The sequence below is a fragment of the Verrucomicrobiota bacterium genome, from assembly GCA_016871495.1.
Lineage (GTDB): Bacteria > Verrucomicrobiota > Verrucomicrobiia > Limisphaerales > VHDF01 > VHDF01.
In genome coordinates, this window is sequence record VHDF01000016.1 from 47496 (window position 1) to 67121 (window position 19626).

Here is a 19626-nt window from a genome sequence, read left to right on the forward strand (position 1 = left end):
TTGCCCGCAGTTCAACCCACGCAATCGTGCCGAGAGTTGGCGGCGCATCAGATGAAAGGAGGCCTCCATGGCTATCCACTACGCGAAGCATTTGAACCGACGCCGCACACCCCAGTCGCAACCGATTCCCGGCACGAACCAGGTTCGCAACTCGAACAGCTGTTGCTCGTGGCAGGTGGATGACTGGACGCGCCTCGACCGCTTCCTGATCCTCGGTGCTGAAGGCGGCACCTACTACATCAACGAGCGCGATCTGGTGAAGCAGAACCACGACGCCATCGTGCGTTGCATCAAGGCGGACGGTGTTCGCGCCGTGAACCGCATCGTTGAAATCAGCGATGCCGGTCGCGCGCCGAAGAACGATCCGGCCATCTTCGCTCTCGCGCTGGTCGCGACGCACGGTGATGCGCAGGCCAAGGCTGCTGCGTTCGCGAACCTGGGCAAGGTCTGCCGCATCGGGACCCACCTGTTCCACTTCGCGGAATACGTGAACGCGATGCGCGGTTGGGGTCGCGGTCTGCGCAACGCCGTGGCGCGTTGGTATGGGGACTCTGAAGCCGACGCTCTCGCCTACCAGGCTGTGAAGTATCAGCAGCGCGACGGTTGGTCGCACGGTGACCTGCTCCGCCTTGCTCATCCGAAGGCCCCTTCGCCACAGCACGATGCGGTCTTCCGCTGGATGCTCAACGGCGCGGAGTCGCTCCGCGAACGCGAAGTGAAGCGCAAGGTTCGCGGTGAGGACCGCGTGGCAAAGTATGGTGCGGTCGGCGCACTGCCGAAGATCATCGAAGCGTTCGAGCAGGCCAAGCGAGCATCGAGCAAGGATGAAATCGTGAAGCTCATCACGGAGTTCGACCTGCCGCGCGAAGCCCTCCCGACGCAGTGGCTCAACGAGGTCGCTGTCTGGGACGCGCTGCTCGCTCGCATGCCCATGATGGCCATGGTTCGCAACCTCGCCAAGATGACAAGCATCGGCCTCATCAAGCCATTCAGCGATGCCAAGAAACTCGTTCTTCGGAAGCTGAAGGATGAAACGGCGCTGAAGCGTTCGCGCCTCCACCCGCTCGCCGTTCTGGTGGCACAGAAAATCTACGCCCAGGGGCACGGCGACAAAGCTGCGCTAAAGTGGTCGCCAGTCTCGGCGATCGTAGACGCACTGGATGAGGCGTTCTACGCGACGTTCCCTAACGTTGAGCCGTGCAACAAGCCGGTTCTGCTCGCACTCGACGTGAGCGGTTCGATGGCGTGCTCGATCATCGCCGGTTCCAGTATCAACGCCCGTGAAGCGAGCGCAGCCATGGCGCTGATCACGGCGGCGACGGAGCCGGAACATGAAATCATCGGGTTCTCCGCTCCAGATCGTGGTGGTTACGGCGGGATGCATGGCGGCGGTGAACCGGGCATCACCCGCGTCAACGTGTCGCCTCGCATGAGACTCTCCGAAGTCATCAAGCACATCGAAAGCATTCCGATGGGCGGCACGGACTGCTCTCTGCCCATGTTGTGGGCGGCCCGCAACAAGCTGAACGTGTCAGGCTTCGTGACCTACACGGACAGTGAAACGTGGGCGGGCAACATTCATCCGGCGCAAGCGCTGCGTCAGTATCGCAGTGAGTTCGTCGGAGACGCAAAGGCGGTCGTTGTCGGCATGACCTCCAACGGCTTCACCCTCGCTGATCCGAACGACCGCGGAATGCTCGACGTGGTGGGCTTCGACACATCCGTGCCGGCAGTGATTGCGAACTTCGTTCGCGAGTAGCGAACGGTCCAAAGGACGCCAAGACAAGGTAACCACGCAGGCGGAGGTGAAAGCTTCCGCCTGCGCTTCCCACTTCTATCCCGTTGGCCGAGCAGTTCAGGCGGCGGTTTGCAAAACCGCAGAGGCTGGTGCGATTCCAGCACGGGATTCCATTTCTCCGAGCATAAGTGTTGAGAGATACACGCCGGTCTTCCAAACCGGAATACAGGGCGCGCTACCCTGATGCTCGTCCATTTTCGCGACGCGAACCGGTGCCGGTCAGGACTTCACAGGCCTGGCTGCGGCGGTTCAACTCCGCCTTCGCGTCGCGTCTCTTTCGGGCTGCAAGCACTGCAGCGATGCAGCGGTCTCTTAAACCCACAAAGCGCAGAGGTCCTTGCGCACGGCCCTCAAGGGCAGCACCGAGGCGACCCACCATCCTTCGCCGATGTGGCTCAGCAGCGACAGCACCCGTTTGGTAAGCTCAGACATCCTGACCTCAAGCGGGAGATGCGGGACGGATGCAGAAGGGATGTGAGACCAGAGTGACGTGAAGCCGGCTCAGTCGCAAGCCGGAGGCTTGCCAGCTGTGAGCCGGTGGTTGAGAGGCGAAGCGACGATACCACCGGTCCACAGGGTCGCCCAAGCATATGCATCCGGAAGGGATGCCAGCGTCACAGGTGCCGATACCCGGGGTGTGCGGGTTTCAGGTCTCCAGAGCCGATGCTTCATGGGCAAGGGGCGGACCGCTCATCCCTGAGCTCCAGGTCAAAAGAACAAGGGAGAGAACCGGAAGTAATGGTTGCACGGTTCCTTAGCCCTCTGCGACCCCTTCCGGGGTCGACGACGCTGTCGTGCCCAGGATCCGGGGGTGGCGCTCGTGCCTCGCGCCACCCCCGGGTTATGGCTGGCATCCCTTCGGGATGACCCGTGGTCGAGCAGACTTTTGTTCCGCGACCGATGCGTTGTGTTTTTTCGCCGCTTCAGACCGTCGCATGCTGAGACCACTAACCTCCGCATCGTCGATCGGCTCCATTTCGAGGAAGGAACGGCAGATTGAACAATCGTTGAGAGAACCGTTGGGCATCATCGTTCAACGGGATCTCTGCCTTCGGCGCTCCTTCTTCGATCCTTTTGCTCCCGTAGCTCAACCATCAGAGCGCCGCGCTTCGAACGCGGAGGTTGCAGGTGAGATTCCTGCCGGGAGTGCCAATTGCGGGCATGGGGTTCAACCCGAACAGCAGAGGGTCCAGACTCAGAATCGAACAGCCTGGGGAGTGCAATGCTCCCCACGCCGACCCGTTTGGAATGTCAACCGGACGAGCGAGCCGGACCTGTTTGCTAAACAGTGGGCTCCCCGAATGGGGAGTGTGGTGCGAGTCCACGGCATTCCGCCATTCTCTCGTCGAGTTAGGAGGCTTCCGGAGCCATGGCCTACTCGAGTTGCGCGATCCTTTCGGCTTCGCGCAGCAAGCCATTGAGTGCTTCGCGATCCAGATACCGTCCACGCAAAACCACAGCGCGAATCCCTTTGGTGTTGGTAATCTTCTCCAACGGATTCGCGTCCAGCAGGACGAGGTCGGCGATCTTGCCCACAGCGACGGTGCCTGTGTCGTCCAACTTCAGAAACGCGGCGGGATTGCGCGTGGCGGACTGCAGGGCCTGCATCGGCGTGAGTCCGGCCTGGACCATCAGTTCAAGTTCGTCGTGGAGGTCGAATCCCGGATACGAACCGGCCGGACCCACATCGGAACCGGCGAGCAAGAGCACACCGGCCTGTTGCATCTTTTTGACGAGCGGCAGTGCGATCCGGAATTCCTGCGCCTTGTTCTCATAAAATTCCGGCGTCAACTGATTCTTGTCTCGGGAGACCAGTTCCGCGGTCCACTGGGCGGCGGATCGTGAGACGTATTTGTCCCGCGGGTTCGGATTCGTCCGGCCGAACTGAGTCGCCATCCGATGCGAGACCAGGGTGGGAGTAAAGGCCGTCTTGTTGCTGGAGAAGAGCGCAAACAACGCGTCCGCCGATTCCTGTGCGAACCTGTCGAGTGCCGCGGCGTAAGATTCGCTTTGGTGAGAATGGGCGAAAGTTCCTTCGAAGAGCGTTATCACGTGCTCAATGAATGCTTGTCCCGCCTGGGAGGCCTCCTGCGGCGTCACCGTTCTCGGAATGTGCCCCGCGACCGAAAGCCCCAGCTTCCGGCTTTCATCGACCGCACCGAAGTAGGCCTCGCGGGAAATCGCACGATGAACCTTGATGCAGTCCACTCCACACTTGTAAAGGGCACGCACGGCCCCGCGCGCCTCTGATTCGTTCATGACCGCAACCTAGTGAACTCCAAACTGGCGGCCGTTCAGCGTTGGCCCGGCGCGGATAATGCGCGGACCGACCAACAATCCTGAGTCGATTTTGATTCGCCATTCGTCGATGTCCCGGAGAAGACCGCCCAAATCACGCACGCCGGTCACTCCGTTCGCGACCAGCGCCGGCAAGGCGCTCGCTCTCGTCGAGAACATGTGAATATGCATGTCCCAGAGCCCAGGGATCAGATATTTGCCGGAGGCATCGATCACCTTTGCGTTCCGGGGAACCGCCACGCTTCCATCCTTGCCCAGCGCCTGAATCCGGTTACCTTCAATCACCACCGTCATTCCGGACTGGGCCAATGCGCCGGAGCCGTCGATGACCGTCACGTGGGAAATGACAGCTAGGTTCGTGTCGGTGGTCGGCTGGGCGGCGAAAACTGGAAGCGCCGCCGCAGCGAAGAGGATGAGCAGCCGAACCATAAGGCAACCTATGAAAAGTCATGTTTCACGTCATGAAAATTCTCGCACCAACGGTGGCGGGAATTCCCGGTGCCAGCCCCGATTCCGAATGGATTTCCTTCATGCGCGCGTAGCTCAAAGAGAGCCGGCGGCCTTATACCCCGCATCGCACTAGATCAGTGCCGGGTTCCGGAGCGTTACCGGACGCGCCTACCCATTTGTCCCCATAGCTCAACCCACAGAGCAGACGTGTCCTCAGCGTCAGGTTGTCGGTGAGAGTCCGGCTGGGGACACCACTTTGGGCGGGTGGTTAAGCGGGAAAAGCAGACCGCGCAGATCGAGAGTCTATGAGCCTTGGAGGTGCAAGTCCTCTCTCGCCCATTCATTTCAAGGAGTCGAAGCCACAGCAGACCGGCACCGGACTTTTAATCCGGTAGGGTGAGGTTGCAACTACCTCCGGCTCCACCAATTCATTGCCGGGTCGTCTAATCGTAGGACAGCGCCCTTTGAAGGCGCGAATGCTGGTGCGATTCCAGCCCTGGCAGCCAGTCCTGGCAAGTCGAGCTTCAACCCGCCCGGTGGTGAAATAGCATCACGTCTGGCCTACACCCAGAAATCGAGGGGGCAGAACCTTCTCGGGCGACCATGGCCTCGTTGCATCATCAGGAGTGCGCCGGTCTCTGACACCGGAGGACCTGGAGCGAAGCCAGGCGAGGCAGCCCATTTCCCATGGCCGTGCGCAAGCACCAACAAAGAACAAACACCTCATTGCGCGAAACGCAGCGGCCGTGTGCAAACGCTTTATGAGCGACATACTGAACAAGACCATTGTGCTGGTGCTGAACCGCAACTGGCAGGCGATGAACATTCGCACGCCACAGGAGGCGTTCTGCCAAATGGCCACGAACGTTGCGACCGCGCTGGAAATTGACGGCGAGAACCACATCCGCCCCGTCACGTGGGACGAGTGGATCACGCTGCCCATCCGCGATGGCGACAACGCGGTCCAGACTGTGCGCGGTGCGATCCGCGTGCCAACCGTAATTGTGGCGATGAACTTCGCGAAGGTGCCCAAGAAGCGTCCGAAGCTCTGCGCAAAGACCATCCGCGAACGCGACGGCAATCGTTGCCAGTACAGCGGCAAGCTTCTGCGCCCTGACGAAGGCAGCCTCGACCACGTTCTTCCCCGCTCCCGCGGCGGCAAGGACGCCTGGGACAATCTCGTGTGGGCAGACAAGGCCGTGAACGCGAAGAAAGGCAACCGCCTGCCGCACGAGGCTGGCTTGCAGCTACTCACCCTGCCGCGCGCACCGAAGGAACTGCCCGTGACGGCACTCATTCGCAACGCCTACGGCATCGTGGATTGGAAGATGTTCGTGAAGGAATGAATCAACGGGCGGGCGGGCCGCAAGGCTCGCCCTGCCCAACCATGTAAAATAGACTATGACTGTGAACGACCTGCCGACGATTTGCCGGTTTTCAGTGTCCACATCATCTGAGAAATCGAAGTCGTCGTTCAACTCAGGAAGAACTGCCAATATGACCCCAACTCAAATCCACACCACGGATTGCCGCCTTTATCCGAAGGACGAAGCGCCAGCCGCTTATAAAGACTTCAACGCAGTGCTCGATTCCGTGAAAGCCGCTGGACTGGCAAGCGAAGTCGCACGACTTAATGCCCGCTTCGTCATCAAAGATTCCGAGATGAGCCTGAAAGGGGCGGCTTGAGCAGAACAATAGTTTTGGAGTGACGGGGTGGAAGCAGACCTGATGCTGGGTTTCGATGGAGCCAGCACGATGTGCCTGGTCCGCTCAATTCATCCGGTGCTTGCGAAATGGCATCTTGAAGCCGACGCGTCGGGAGCCCGCCTTGGCCCTGTAGCGAGCGGCTACAAGATCATACCAATGACTCCACGCGGACAGAATTGAGTTCTGCCACTGATCTCGAAAACCTCGTGCTCAGTTATCGTGCTCCCTCTCGTTCTTCACTGCGGAGAGCGCGGAATCGGAAAAGTCCCTGACCGGGGGGGCAATCCCTCTATCTCAGCAGAACGCGATAGAATTCCTGCTGAGCAGCGGGTTTAGGGAACGTGCCAATGATCGTTCCGCCCGAGCCCGGTCGGAACGTGACACCCGAGACATCCGTCCACTGAATCGGACTGAGTTGCGGGGTTCGCTGAATCACATGATTTCCCGTAGCGCTCGACGTGGCCACCGTCAGTTCCAGGTTGTTTCCCGCAATGGTCGCGCTTCGAATCGAGATGTTCCCGCCGCCGGAGGATCCGCTCCCCACGAGCGTGAGCTTACCGTAGGTGAATTCGCTGTGCGCTCGACCACTCCAACCCATTTGCGCTTCGCGGTTGGCTCCATCGTCGTCATTGACCGCGATGTGGAAGCCCAACGAACTGCCGTCCGCGGGATTGAGCAGGGCTGATTTCTTCACTCTAAACTCCACCTGATAGCCTTTCAGCGTCTTCTTCGTGCTGGCAAACCAATCACCCGATTCACCAAAGGTGGGGTTATTCGCTTCATTGTCCCGCCACGCTCCATTGGCCGAGATCACATACTGTCCCTCAAACTTCTCACCGCCGCGTCCGACGTCTTTGCTGTTGTTCGGATCAAAGAAAATTTCCACGCTGTCGTCCTCCCAAGTATTCCCATCTTCAGACCCGGCTTCGGCGGAATCCGTCGTCACCACGCTGTCCATGACGTCGACCGCGACAAAGACCGAGTCGGCTGAATGAACAACCCACGCGCGGTAGCTCAGATCATCGGTTTCAAACGTATCGTCCCCGGAAGGGATGTCAAAAACCGCATTTTCGGAGTGGATGCGAATCTCTTGTGCGTTGGCGTACTCGGCGGCTCTGATGATGCCGTCGACCGTTGGTGCGGCAGATTTCACGGCGTCGTAGCTCCGGGCTCCGAGAATCAAGTTTCCGTAACTCGATTCGATGTGAGGTTTTCCGACCCAGATCACCTGACGTTCGCCGCCGCCCCCGTCGTCGTCGTCGTTGACCGCAACCGTGAACCCAATCAGTTCGCCCGGCTTCGGGTTGCCGATGGCACTGAGCGCAATCCGGAATTCAGCCTCGTAGCCCGCGGCCGTCTTCGCTGTCTTGGCATACCACACTTGATCGCCGCCATAGCCGGGCTTACCCGCTTCGGCATGTCGATAGGCATTGTTGACGGTAATAACGTATTGCCCGCCTGAGCCGACCAACTCACGGTTGGACCCGCTCGTATCGCGAACCGGAAAATTCGAATTGTCCCCATCCACAAACACCTCAACACTGTCATCCATCCAGGTCGTGCCGTCTTCGGAATCCGCAGCGGCACTGTCATCTTGAATCACGTCGTCCGTCACTTTCACCGCCACGTAGAGGTTTTTCGCGTCGTAACCGGCGTAGACTACATAACTCAGGTCGGCGGAATCTTTCGGAGGATTGTTGCTGCCGTCGCCCAGCGCACCGCCTTGGATTTTGTCGGCCAGTTTGTCATTGAACACGACCCGCCAAAAATCGCCTGCCGCACCGCCGGCGCGCCTCCATTCGTCGGGTTTGACCGTCCCATCGATCGTTGGCGCCGTTTCGAGGAAATGAGCGAACTGAGTGCGGGTCGGATCGGCGTTCTTGCGTCCGACGGGATCAACCGACACTTGCGCGGCTCCGCCAAGATGGAGCACGCCGTAGGTGAATTCGCTGTGGGCACGCCCGCTCCAACCCATCTGAGCTTCCCGGTTCGAGCCGTCGTCATCATTCACGGCGATGTGAAACCCGAGCTTGCCGCCATCGGCGGGATTAAGGAGCGCGCTTTTCTTAATTTTAAACTCCACCTGATATCCTTTGAACGTTTTCTGCGTCTTGGCGTGCCAATCCCCACTCTCCCCAAAGGCGGGGTTGTTGGCCTCGTTATCGCGATGAGCTCCATTGGCCGAGATGACATACTGTCCCTCAAACTTCTCACTGCCGCGTCCGGGGTCTTTACTGTTGTTCGGATCAAAGAATATTTCCACGCTATCGTCTTCCCAAGTGTTGCCGTCCTCGGAGTCAGCTTCGGCCGAATCGGTGTTGACCGAGTCGTCCGTGATGTCAACCGCCACGTAAATCGCATCCGCCGCGTGGACAATCCAGGCGCTGTAGCTGAGATCTGAGTTCGAAAAGGTGTCGTCCCCGGACGGAATATCAAAAATGGCATTGTTCGAATCGATCCGAATCGGCGTCGCTCCCGCATACTCGCTCGGAAGGATCCGACCATCTACGGTCGGCGCTGCCGTTTTCGGCGCGGTATACTCGCGCCCGCTGAGCAGCAAGTTGCCATAGCTGCATTCCGTGTGCGGCTTCCCCACCCAGATCACCTGACGTTCGCCGCCGCCACCGTCGTCGTCGTCGTTGACCGCCACCGTGAACCCGATTAACTCGCCCGGCTTCGGGTTTCCAATCGACTTCAGCGAGATTCGAAACTCCGCTTCGTATCCGTCCGCCGTCTTGGCCGTCTTCGCAAACCACGCCTGGTTCGGGCCGTAGCCGGGCTTGCCCGCCTCGGCATGGCGATACGCGTTGTTCACGGTAATGACGTACTGCCCGCCCGTGCCAACGACATCCGCATTCGAACCGCTGGTGTCGCGCTGCGGGAAATTGCTGTTATCGCCGTCGATAAACACTTCGACACTGTCGTCCATCCAGGTCGTGCCGTCCTCGGAGTCACCCGCAGCACTATCCTCTTGCAAGACATCATCCTTAACTCGAACGGCCACGTAGAGATTGTTGGCATCGTAGCCAGCAAAAACAGTGAAGCTCAGGTCGGCCGAGTCTTTCGGGGGATTGGCGGCGCCGTCGCCGAGAGCCCCGCCGCGGATCTTGTCGTCCAACTTGTCGTCGAAGGTGACATTCCAAAACGAGCCCGCGGCGCCGCCAGCGAGCGACCACTCGCCGGCCGCGATCGTTCCGTCAATGGTTGGCGCGGTTCGGAGTGGAAGCGCGATTTGCGTCCGGGTCGAGTCCGGTGTGGAGCGATCAGCCAGCGCAACCCAGGTGCATGCAAAGAGGATCGTCGCCTGCAATATTCTCGTGATTTTCTTCATCGTGATCAGGTGGGAGAGTTGAGGAGCACATTGAGAGATCCAAGGACCTCAGGAAAACGCAAATTGCCGCACTCAGGGATCGAGCTCGCCATCGGCGCGGACGCGACCTGCCCCAAAGGAGATCCGGTCTTCGCCCGTGCGCGCATGAGCCACATGTTGTGAATATGCTTGTTCAACGTTTTGAAAGTGGCGGGGAAGATGTATTTTCAGGAGCCTTTCCGCAAGCGAAAATCGATTATTTTTCGGCCTTCCAGCATAAGCGGTCATCGGGGTGCGGTCTATGCGAGGCGGAGGCAAAGGGTAGATTCGGAGGATAAAACGTCATCGAGCAGCCAGTTTGACTGCGAGTTCCAACGAGATGGCCGACATCATCGTGAGATACCAAGCGAGCGGACCCAGACGTAAAGCCTTTGCTTTGGACGAGGTCATGCCGCCGGGGCGGTTGCACCAGAAGCCATCTCAGAGATGTCTGAGAAGGATCCTCGCAGCTCCGAGGTGGGGGAAACCCTGAAAGTCTTTAGCCTGCCGTTCGTCGCGAACCACGAGACGCCGGAAGTTGAAGAGCCAGGCGAAGAGTCGCTCATTCTTCCATCGCCGGGCGTAGCGAGGCAGCGCTCGTCTGTTCTGTTTGGTGCGGTGCAGCCGGACAGGCTCTAACATTAGTGTGGCGTCTCGGGGAAATGCGGACAGACAGAACGGGAAATGAGTAGTGCCGAGGCTGCACTCAGCCTTCGGCTGCCCGATCTCCCAGCATCTTCCTTCCTCCTTCGATTCTCTCTCCTCTCGGGGAGGCTGCCTTTCGATGCCCTTCGAGAATGCGCCGACCTTGATCTGTCCCAGGATCATCTCCGAGACGCTCCATTCCCGGATCAGGGGGGTCAGGAGGCTTAGGGCGGCAGGAAAGCGACCTCGGCGGTGGCTGCCACGAGTGGCGCAACGGAGACGGCTTGAGAGGGGAGAGGTGGGTTCAGGGAGGCGGACTTTCTGCCTCGGACGTATTTGTGGCATTCGACACAGCTCATGGTCATGCGGACATAGGCAAGCGTCGCGCCATCGAGGCTTGCCAGGTTGGCGGCTTTGACCAGCGCAGCGGCGTTGCGACGAAAGTTAGCGCTGTGCTCCGCGTACTCAGTCCCTTCCACAGCTTGCCATACCCCCTCTTGGCTCATGGCCCCGAGCTTTCGCGCATTCACCAAGATCAAGTCGTAGTCTTCGAGCGTGATACCCTCAAGGACCGCTTGGGAGTGGTTGAGTTTCTGGCGCATGAACTCTCGGATCGCGGGAGGTTGTGCACGGCGGACCTTGTCCTCCGCCGCCCATCCCAGGACGAGTCCTGCCATGATGAGGGCCGCCAGCCATCCCGATCGATTTTGCCACATAAGACGGGAATATGTGCCACCGGCGGTCCGGAGCTTCTCGTGGATTGCTCGAGTTCGAGCAGATCTTGCCTGGATTTTTGTCTCTCCCCCGTAAGGTCTGTCTGAAAATTTCGACGAGCTCTTCGAGTGAACTGATGGGAATTCGCGATTTCAAAGTAAGGCGAGTGCGGCGGCGGCTCCAAACGAGAATCCTTCCCAGCCTTCCAAGAAGGGGCCTCGTTCGGATTGAGCCCAGGAGCGACAGCAGGATCGTCCGTGGCGCATGAGCGAGAAGCAGGTCCGCGATCCCAACCATCCTGGGCTGCGCCTCGGCCAAGGCATTCCGGCGCGCGAGCCGAACCTGCCGGTCGAGCGGGTAACCATCGAGGACCGCGTCGAGAAGCAGTTGGCCGCGCTCCTCGCGGACTCGGCCAAGCACAAGCGGATGTCGACTGACGAAACGCTGGAGGAAACACTGTTGCACGTGTTTGATAAAGTGGAACGCGGCGGTGGGGCGAGTGCGGACTGAATGACGGGCGTCGTCGAGGGCAAAAGTCCAGACTTCGCGCGTGGCTCGGGCCCGGAATCGCGCGAGGGGCTGGGATAGCCGGGCCGCGCCTCCGTCAGCACCGCGTGTGGAGCCAGGCCCAGTTCGATGCGCGAAGTTCCGCTGGTCACGAAGCCTGCCGGTGCGTCAGCGCAGCTCACGCGGACAAAAGCTTCCATCGGTTGCCCGCCGCGTGCGGTGGCGGTGCCGTGGGTGCGGAAGAGGGCGATTTCTTGGATCTGACCGAATCCAAGGGTCAGGAGGCTGGGCAGGTTGAGCTGCCACCAGTCAAGCGTATCACCCGGCGCGATGACGTGGGAGAAATTCGTGCCCTGGTCGGCGCGCTGCGGGAGAGCACGGCCGGTGCCGTCGTGCGCGGTGACGCTCCAGAACCAAAGGGCACCGGCGGCACCACGGCCAGCGCCTGTTCCGGTGTGAAGCGGCCCGCCTTCATCGCCTGCCGGAGATTCACGCCGTCCACAAACTCCATGAGCAGGAAATAGAAGCCGCCTGCTTTTCCGAAGTCATGCACCGCGACGATGTGCGGATGATTCAGCGCCGCGAGGGCCTGCGCTTCTTTTTCAAATCGCACTGCAAACTGCGGATCATCCGCGCGCTCCGGCGCGAGCAGCTTCAGTGCGACGAGCCGGTTCAGCGATTTCTGCCGCGCCTTGTAAACCACGCCCATCCCGCCGCGTCCAAGGCACTCCAGGATTTCCAGTTGCGGGAAGTGGGGCGCGAGTTCCGCGGGCGCAGGGCTCCTTCGGGACGGAGCCGGTTCATCCGCGTCCTGCGTCGGCACCATCGCCTCGGCCAGGAGGCACTTGGGACAAAGCCCCTTCGTGGCGGCGGAAGGCAGGGTCGCCCCGCACCGCGGGCAGGAGTTCAAGGCTGGCGATGGTTCGCTCATGTCCGTGTCCTGACGCGATGGCGTGGATTGGTTACCAAGATTCTTTCTCAACCGCCGAGGGCTTCGAACAACGCGCGCATCTCGGCCTCGACGGCGCCAGGATCTTCCAGGGTGCCGGCGACCTCGGCTTTCAGCAACTCGCGGAACCGACGCTTCAACCGATGCCGTGCATCCCGATGTTGTTGGTAGGGCGGGCCTGTCCCAGCCCGCCGCCCACGGGATGCAAAACATCATGCTCCGGCGGCGCGCCGGGACGGACGCGCCCTACCTGCATCACCGGCAACATCGGGATGCACCGCAACCGATGGACCGCGACCTTGAGCGCGTTCGCGTTCAGCCCGCACTGCGCCGCCAACGCAGTCTGGTCGCCATGCGCGGCTTCGCCGGTGAGCCACGGTTTGACTCGCTCGAAGAACTCCCCGCGTCCCCCGGCGACGCATTCCTGCCGGAGCGCTTCGAGTGCACGCGCCAGCACGGTTACCGCCCATTGCCGGTCGAAGGCCGCGTCGGGCGACAACACGCTCGCATCCGCCAGCATCGTCGCAAAGAAATCGTGAGCCAGATCCCGCGCCGCCTCGGCATCGCGCAACTCGCACCGGAGGAACGCCGCCACCGGCTCGTAATAGGCGCCGCACAGTTCGGTCAAAGCCCGCAGCCCTTCCGGGGAGTCGGCCTGCGCACGGCTCACCTGTGTCCACCGCGTCGTGCGAAAGCTGTCGTCAGCCGCTGGCGCGGGCTGTGTTGGTTCAGTGGTCATCGAGAGCCGGATGGATCATACCACAGGCTCCTAACGTTTTAGAGGGAAACGGTTACCACGGTTCAACCAACACCGCCGGATCTCGATCCTGGAACGGGAATGCGCCTGCGCATGTCGGCGACGAATCCGGCTGCCTTTGACCACGCCCAAGCCCGCCGCCTGCAACGGATGGGAAATTGATTTTTGACTCGGCGCGGTTCCGATCCTGACGCGGCTGCGCATTCACTTCATCCACGCCGGGAAACCACGCGTCGGAATGGCCTGCTGGTTGTATTCCGCATTCCACTTGAGTGACCAAAGTTGGGTTGGCTTCAAGGCTCGCGTTGAACCGTCGAAGAAAACGGCATTGACAGAACGTCCGTGGCGCTTGAGGGCAAAGTGCCACATCTCCATGTCCGCACCACCCCAGAATCCATTGGAGGAGGGCGCGGCAAGCACGGAGGGATCGGAATGGTGAGGTCCGCCCCCACGCCACATCGAATCGAGCATGAGCGGCACTTCCGTGGGCTGCGTCGCATGATCGAGCTTCCGCCAGTGATACCGGCTGGGACGCCCTTGGATCGCAGTGATCTGCGGAGGAGGATCGTATACCCAGTTGTTTTGCCCGTAGCTGGAGATGATCAATCCATTGCGAGCGCCGGAGGCTTCAGGGTCCGGCACGGGGAAGTCATAGGCTGTGCGGGGCCCGCCATAAACCGCCACCCCTCCCGAGGATGCCGCAGCGGGGATTTCGCGGGAAGGGGAACCCTCCCGCCTCCGCCGCGTGGCTTCCGGACACAAGAGCAGGTACGGCCGCTTCTGGTAATGTTTCCTCAGGGCATTCAACCACTCCCCGCGCGCCCACCCAACCGCGGAACCCTGGCTGAAAGACCCGTTGTTTTCGTCCGTATAAAAGGTCCAGGCCAGGCCCCACTGGCGGAGGTTCGAAATACACTGGGTGGCGCGCGCTTTCTGCTTCGCTTTGCCCAGTGCGGGCAAAAGCATGGATGCCAAGATCCCGATGATGGCGACCACCACCAGCAACTCGATCAAAGTGAACCCCAATGCGCGTGCGGTCCGGTCGGGCATGAGAATCCAAAAAAATTGACGATGGTGGCTGACCTGTCAACGAGGAACTTGGCCGCAGAGGGCGTCTCCGTGTATCCCGATGTTGTTGGTAGGGCGGGCCTGTCCCAGCCCGCCGCCCACGGGATGCAAAACATCATGCTCCGGCGGCGCGCCGGGACGGACGCGCCCTACCTGCATCCCCGGCAACTTCGGGATGCACCGAGGGCGTCTCGGTGCATCCCGAGGTTTTCGGTGACCGGGTGGTCGTGGGAACGCAGACAGCCCTGTCGGCTGTGGCGTAGGCTGCCCAGCCTGCGGGGCGACAAAGGGAACCAAGCGCGTGGAGATCATGGAAAGGCCTCGTTCTTCACCCGCCGGGCCGTCGGCGATTCGGCAGGCTGGGCAAGAACGTTGAGGATCCACGTTCCAAACGGATGGTGACTCATCATGAGCCGGAGCAACGGTGGAGATGCCATCATTAGAATCCACCAGGACCGGCAGCGTTTCCTGGGACTGTTGGAGGAACTTCCTGGCCGCTTCCGGGCCGAACTGTATGCTTTTGTGCTCATGGATAATCACTACCATCAGATCCATCGTTCCCGGTCGGCGGAAGTGCTCGCCATGCTGCGTAACTTCACCCTCACATGAACCGCGTCTCGTTCACCATGAGCCCACAGAAACAACGGAAAACACTGTGTAAATCGCCATGAACACTCGTAGCTTCGTGCTCGCCTCTCTCCTCGCGCTCGGGATGACGTCGCTCTTCGCCGCCGAATCGGGCGGCGCTGGAGGAATCCATTTCATCGTCGGCCCCTCCAATCATCCGCCCGGCACCCATGAAGTGGCGGCCGGCGCTCGCCTGCTGAAATACTGCCTAGAGCATTCGGGCCTTCAAGCACTGCCGAAAACGCATCTACACGAAGGCTGGCCGGAGAACCCCGGCACACTGTCCGGCGCGCGGGCCATCGTCTTCTGCGGCGACCAGTTTCCCCCAGCCCGGTTCAAAAACACCGGCGCGATTCTGGAGCAATTGTCGTGGCTCGCGGACCAGCGCTGCGGATTCGTCGCCATTCACTACGCGATCGGGGTCAACCCCCCGCAGCCGACGACGCGGCCATTCGGTCCATGCTGGACCATTTGTTCGGCGGGTTCTCCAACTTCATTCCGGTGAACGAAGGCGGCACCGTTCCGAGGGTCTTGCAGGCCACCATCACGCCAACGAAGACGGACCATCCGGCGCTGCGCGGCGTGAAGCCGTTTGGCCTGCATGACGAGCCGTATTACAAGAACCGCTTCCCAGCCAGGTCGCCCGGCAGCACCTTCACCCCCCTCGCGACGGCACTGCTCCCGCCCGAAGCGCCGCAGGAAGAGACCGTCGCCTGGAGCCTCGAACGCGAACAAGGCGGTCGCGGGATTGCGATCGTCATGCCGCATTTCTACCGCAACTGGCAAAATGACGACCTGCGCAAGCTCGTGCTCAACAGCATTTGCTGGACGGCGGGCCTGGAGATTCCCGCCGCCGGGATGCCCTCAACCCTGCCCGCCCTGGAGACTTTCCAGCCGGCGTCGGTCGAACCCGCTTCCGGCCCGGCGAAAACCCAGCCGCGCGAGATGAGCGGCGCCACCCACGTTACCGTGCGGCACGAAAAAGGCCGCTGTTACGGGTGGCCGGCCAACGGCGGCATCTGGAGCTGGGGCAACGAAATGCTCGTGCAATACCGTGGCGGCGAGTTCCAGGACAAGCCGGTGGGCTCGCACGACATCAACTTCGACAAGCCCATCGGCATCGAGCAGTCGCGTTCCCTCGACGGCGGGTTGACCTGGACGCAACACACGGCTGTGCCCATCCAAATCACGGAGCCGACTTTCACCGGCCCAGCCGGCGCCAAGTTCCCGGAATTCGGTCCGCCGCTGAAAGGGGTGCCCGCGCTGACGACCCCGCTCAACTTCGCCGACCCGAACACGATTCTGCACTTTTCATGGGGCGGCTATCTCTACCACTCGCCGGACCGGGGCGTGACCTGGAAGGGGCCATTTCAACTGCCGCTGTTCGATCAGGTTTCGTGGCAACTGCGAACGGACTACCTGGTCGAGGACAAGAACAGCGTGCTGGCCTTCTGGTCGGGATCGAAGGTGGGCATCAAACGCAACGAAAACGGCGGCATGGTCTATATGGTCAAAACCGCGGATGGGGGATTGACCTGGACCCAGGAATCGCTGGTGAGCCGGGTCACGGAGCCTTCGGAAACCCGGCACGACGTGGCCCTGATGCCCGCGACGGTGCGCGCGAGTCCCACCAGACTGGTCTGTTGCATCCGCAACCTTTCGGCGTATCCGAAGAGAGGCTGGATTGATTGCCGGGTGTCCGAGGACAACGGGCGCACCTGGAAACTGGCCTCAACGCCGGTGGGCGACGAAGCCGGCACGACGCCGCCCGCGCTGACGCGGCTCCATGACGGGCGTTTGGTGTTGACCTACGGCTATCGCAAGCCGATCAAAGGCCCGACCTCCATCCGGGCGAAGATCAGCGAGGACGATGGCGCGACCTGGGGCGGGGAACTGATCCTGCGCAACGGCGGGGGCGACGAAGACATTGGCTACACGCGCAACGCCCTCCGGCCCGATGGCAAGGTCGTGACCATTTACTACTGGCAGGAAAACGAAAAGGCCGAACGCGACATCGCCGCCACCATCTGGACGCCGCCAGCGCGCATGAACACCAAAGCGAAAGGACAGCCATGAATGGCAAACCGAACCTGAAATCCCGTCTGAGTCTGAAGTGGCTCACGCTGGTGGCCGCCGCGTGCTCTTTGCAGGCGCTGTGGGTGGCGGAGCTGAGGGGCGCTGAAAAGCCCAACATCGTTTTTATCATGACGGATGATCTCGGCTACGGCGACCTGGGTTGCTACGGCGCGAAGGACATTCGCACGCCGCACATGGACCGGCTCGCGCGGGAGGGGACGCGCTTCACCAGCTTCTACGTCGCGCAGGCGGTTTGCACGGCGTCGCGCGCGGCGCTGCTCACGGGCTGTTACGCCAACCGCGTCGGGATGGCGGGCGCGTTGAATCACACCAGCAAGACCGGACTTCACCAGAACGAGAGGCTCCTCAGTGAATTGCTCAAGGGGCAGGGTTACGCGACGGCCATCTTCGGCAAGTGGCATCTCGGTCATCGCGAGCCGTTTCTCCCCACCCGGCGTGGCTTTGATGAATGGTTCGGCATCCCCTACTCGAACGACAACGGGCCGCTGCATCCCACCACGCGCGGCATTCCCTCTCTGCCGCTTTACGAAAACGAGAGGGTTACGGAACTCGATCCCGACCAGTCGCAATTCACACGCCGCCTCACGGAGCGCGCGGTGAGGTTCATCGAGCGACACAGGGACAAGCCCTTCTTCCTCTACGTGCCGCACATCATGCCTCATGTGCCCATCTTCGCGTCGGCGAAGTTCAAGGGCACGAGCCAGCGCGGCCTCTACGGCGATGTCGTGCAGGAACTCGACTGGTCGGTGGGCGAAATCATGACCACGCTGCGGAAGCACGGAATCGATAAGCGCACGCTGGTGGTGTTCACGTCGGACAACGGACCGTTTCTTTCCTACGGCGAACATGCCGGCTCGGCCGGGCCGCTGCGCGAAGGCAAGCTCACCACGTTCGGCGGCGGCGTGGGGGTGCCCTGCCTGATGCGCTGGCCGGGCCGCGTGCCCGCCGGTCGCGTGACGGATGAACTCGTGACCACGATGGACCTCTACGTGTCCTTCGCGCGCCTCGCCGGGGCTTCGCTGCCGTCAGCAAAGATCGACGGCACGGACCTCACGCCCCTTCTGCTCGGCCAAAAAGGGGCGAAGGGCCGCGACGCGTTTTGGTTCTACTCCGGCGAGGAATTGCACGCCGTCCGGGTTGGCGATTGGAAGCTGCACTTGCCGCACGAGTATCTCACCGTCGCCGCCGCGCCGGGACGCGGCGGCAAGCCGTCGACCTGGGAGAACATGAAACCGCAGGCCATCGAAGTCTCCGGCATTCGCGGCATCGCCAGCCGGCATGGCTATCGCGTCGACAAGCTCGGACTGGCGCTTTACGACCTCAAGCGTGATCCCGGCGAAACCCGCGACCTAGCCGGCGCGCATCCCGACATCGTGACGCGCCTGCAAGCAGAAGCAGCCAGGGCTCGCGCTGATCTCGGCGACTCGTTAACCGGCGTTCGCGCGACGCACGCGCGGCCCGCGGGTAATGTGACTGTTTCAGAAGGTCCGGGTGAAAAACCCGCGACGCCAATGAAATCATCAGTTAATACAGGACCATGATTCTCCGAGAATCGTGCCCCGATAGGCTTTGGCGGTCTGCGAATGTCCAGCGCGCGCCGAGGGTCGGAAACTGCGCTCATTGATGAACTGGCCGACAACCATTGTTGTATTGCTGCTGGCGGTGCGCGCGGGCTTCGCGGCGACGCCAGTCAAACCGGACTTCAACCGGGACGTGCGGCCCATCCTCTCGGAGAACTGCTTCTACTGCCACGGCCAGGATCCGAATCATCGCAAGGCCGACCTTCGCCTGGACGACCGCGAGACGGCGTTGAAGCTCAAGGCGATTGTTCCGGGCAAACCCGGCGAAAGCGAACTGGTGCGGCGCATCTTCGCCACGGACGACGATTTGATGCCTCCCGAGAAGTCGCATCGCACGCTGACGGCGGCACAGAAGGAGACCTTAAAACACTGGGTCGCGTCCGGCGCGGAGTATCAAGCGCACTGGGCCTACCAGACGCCGGTGCGCCCGGCGGTTCCAGCGGTGAAGAACAAGCCGTGGGCGCGCAATGACCTCGACCGTTTCGTGCTCGCGAAGCTGGAGCAGGAAGAATTCAAGCCGTCGCCCGAGGCGGATCGCGCCACGCTCATCCGCCGGCTCTCCATTGATCTCGTGGGCCTCCCGCCGACGCCGGAGGAAGTGGACGCCTTCCTCGCGGACCCGCGGCCCGACGCCTACGAGCAGTTGGTGGAGCGGCTGCTGGCCTCGCCGCATTACGGCGAGCGGCTGGCACTGCCGTGGCTGGACGCGGCCCGTTACGCGGACAGCAATGGATTCCAACAGGACGGCGATTCGTTCCAATGGTTGTGGCGCGACTGGCTGGTGCGCGCGTTGAACGCGGACGTGCCGTTCGATCAATTTTCCATCGAGCAGCTCGCGGGTGACTTGCTGCCCAAGGCCACGCCGGAGCAAAAGCTGGCCACGGCTTTCAATCGCAATCACTTGCTCAATGGCGAGGGCGGAGCCATCGCGGAAGAGCAACGTTTCGTCGCCATGTTCGACCGCGTGGACACCACGGCGACGACCTGGCTCGGCCTCACGATGGCCTGCGCGCAATGCCACGACCACAAATACGATCCGATGACGCAGCGCGATTACTACGGGATGATGGCGTTGTTCAA

General features: G+C 61.5%; 15 protein-coding genes, 3 tRNA genes and 1 pseudogene. 12 read left to right on the top strand and 7 right to left on the bottom strand.

From position 1 onward, the window contains the following. Nucleotides 1-67: 67 nt before the first annotated feature. Together FJ404_05590 and FJ404_05595 are read left to right on the top strand one after the other, a co-directional pair. The gene (locus FJ404_05590) at nt 68-1759 is read left to right on the top strand and encodes a TROVE domain-containing protein (protein MBM3822351.1); all 1692 of its coding nucleotides are present in this window, start codon (nt 68-70) and stop codon (nt 1757-1759) included. Nucleotides 1760-2874: 1115 nt separating this feature from the next. Next, nucleotides 2875-2950 (top strand) — tRNA-Arg (locus FJ404_05595). 222 nt (nt 2951-3172) lie between these two features. Here the strand turns inward: FJ404_05595 and FJ404_05600 are convergent. Then, nucleotides 3173-4057 (bottom strand): amidohydrolase family protein, encoded by an 885-nt coding sequence (locus FJ404_05600; GenBank protein ID MBM3822352.1) that lies wholly within the window; start codon nt 4055-4057, stop codon nt 3173-3175. A 9-nt stretch (nt 4058-4066) separates the two neighbouring features. Further along, a complete protein-coding gene (locus tag FJ404_05605) occupies nt 4067-4525 on the bottom strand; it encodes an amidohydrolase family protein (GenBank protein MBM3822353.1) in 459 nt (152 codons plus the stop codon). Nucleotides 4526-4724: 199 nt separating this feature from the next. Between FJ404_05605 and FJ404_05610 the strand changes: the two genes are divergently transcribed. The 4 genes and pseudogenes from FJ404_05610 (at nt 4725) to FJ404_05625 (ending at nt 6232) form a co-directional block, all read left to right on the top strand. After that, nucleotides 4725-4800: transfer RNA gene (locus FJ404_05610), tRNA-Arg, on the top strand. A gap of 178 nt (nt 4801-4978) precedes the next feature. Then, a tRNA-Gln gene (locus FJ404_05615) sits at nt 4979-5052 on the top strand. A gap of 255 nt (nt 5053-5307) precedes the next feature. Beyond that, nucleotides 5308-5892 (top strand): HNH endonuclease, encoded by a 585-nt coding sequence (locus FJ404_05620; GenBank protein ID MBM3822354.1) that lies wholly within the window; start codon nt 5308-5310, stop codon nt 5890-5892. 175 nt (nt 5893-6067) lie between these two features. Continuing rightward, nucleotides 6068-6232 (top strand): annotated as a pseudogene (locus FJ404_05625) (RtcB family protein). A 310-nt stretch (nt 6233-6542) separates the two neighbouring features. Here FJ404_05625 and FJ404_05630 read toward each other — a convergent pair. Both FJ404_05630 and FJ404_05635 read right to left on the bottom strand, forming a co-directional pair. Beyond that, nucleotides 6543-9584 (bottom strand): hypothetical protein, encoded by a 3042-nt coding sequence (locus FJ404_05630; GenBank protein ID MBM3822355.1) that lies wholly within the window; start codon nt 9582-9584, stop codon nt 6543-6545. An 887-nt stretch (nt 9585-10471) separates the two neighbouring features. Further along, nucleotides 10472-10963: a hypothetical protein gene (locus FJ404_05635; GenBank protein MBM3822356.1), complete on the bottom strand. Its 492-nt coding sequence runs from the start codon at nt 10961-10963 to the stop codon at nt 10472-10474. Nucleotides 10964-11225: 262 nt separating this feature from the next. Here FJ404_05635 and FJ404_05640 point away from each other — a divergent pair, with 262 nt between their 5' ends. Next, entirely contained in the window at nt 11226-11471 is a 246-nt protein-coding gene (locus FJ404_05640; GenBank protein ID MBM3822357.1) for a hypothetical protein, read from the top strand. A gap of 274 nt (nt 11472-11745) precedes the next feature. On the opposite strand, the gene FJ404_05645 is transcribed toward FJ404_05640, so the two are convergent. The 3 genes from FJ404_05645 to FJ404_05655 all read right to left on the bottom strand — a co-directional run bounded on the left by FJ404_05645 (nt 11746) and on the right by FJ404_05655 (nt 14224). Further along, nucleotides 11746-12399 carry a hypothetical protein gene (locus tag FJ404_05645; GenBank protein MBM3822358.1) on the bottom strand — a complete coding sequence of 218 codons (654 nt, stop codon included), beginning with the start codon at nt 12397-12399 and terminating at the stop codon, nt 11746-11748. 154 nt (nt 12400-12553) lie between these two features. Continuing rightward, the gene (locus FJ404_05650; GenBank protein ID MBM3822359.1) at nt 12554-13156 is read right to left on the bottom strand and encodes a hypothetical protein; all 603 of its coding nucleotides are present in this window, start codon (nt 13154-13156) and stop codon (nt 12554-12556) included. Nucleotides 13157-13378: 222 nt separating this feature from the next. Next, entirely contained in the window at nt 13379-14224 is an 846-nt protein-coding gene (locus FJ404_05655; GenBank protein MBM3822360.1) for a type II secretion system protein, read from the bottom strand. Nucleotides 14225-14650: 426 nt separating this feature from the next. On the opposite strand from FJ404_05655, the gene FJ404_05660 reads away from it, so the two are divergent. From FJ404_05660 to FJ404_05680, 5 genes are all read left to right on the top strand, one after another. Next, entirely contained in the window at nt 14651-14851 is a 201-nt protein-coding gene (locus tag FJ404_05660) for a hypothetical protein (GenBank protein ID MBM3822361.1), read from the top strand. 58 nt (nt 14852-14909) lie between these two features. Then, nucleotides 14910-15374: a hypothetical protein gene (locus FJ404_05665; GenBank protein MBM3822362.1), complete on the top strand. Its 465-nt coding sequence runs from the start codon at nt 14910-14912 to the stop codon at nt 15372-15374. After that, complete coding sequence (locus tag FJ404_05670) at nt 15329-16945, top strand: hypothetical protein (GenBank protein MBM3822363.1); 1617 nt, start codon at nt 15329-15331, stop codon at nt 16943-16945. The genes FJ404_05665 and FJ404_05670 overlap by 46 nt, the downstream gene beginning before the upstream one ends. Continuing rightward, nucleotides 16942-18507: a sulfatase gene (locus FJ404_05675; protein ID MBM3822364.1), complete on the top strand. Its 1566-nt coding sequence runs from the start codon at nt 16942-16944 to the stop codon at nt 18505-18507. Before FJ404_05670 ends, FJ404_05675 begins: the two co-directional genes overlap by 4 nt. An 82-nt stretch (nt 18508-18589) precedes the next feature. Then, nucleotides 18590-19626, top strand: a 1037-nt coding sequence (locus FJ404_05680; GenBank protein MBM3822365.1) for a DUF1549 domain-containing protein, incomplete at its 3' end; no start/stop codon positions are given.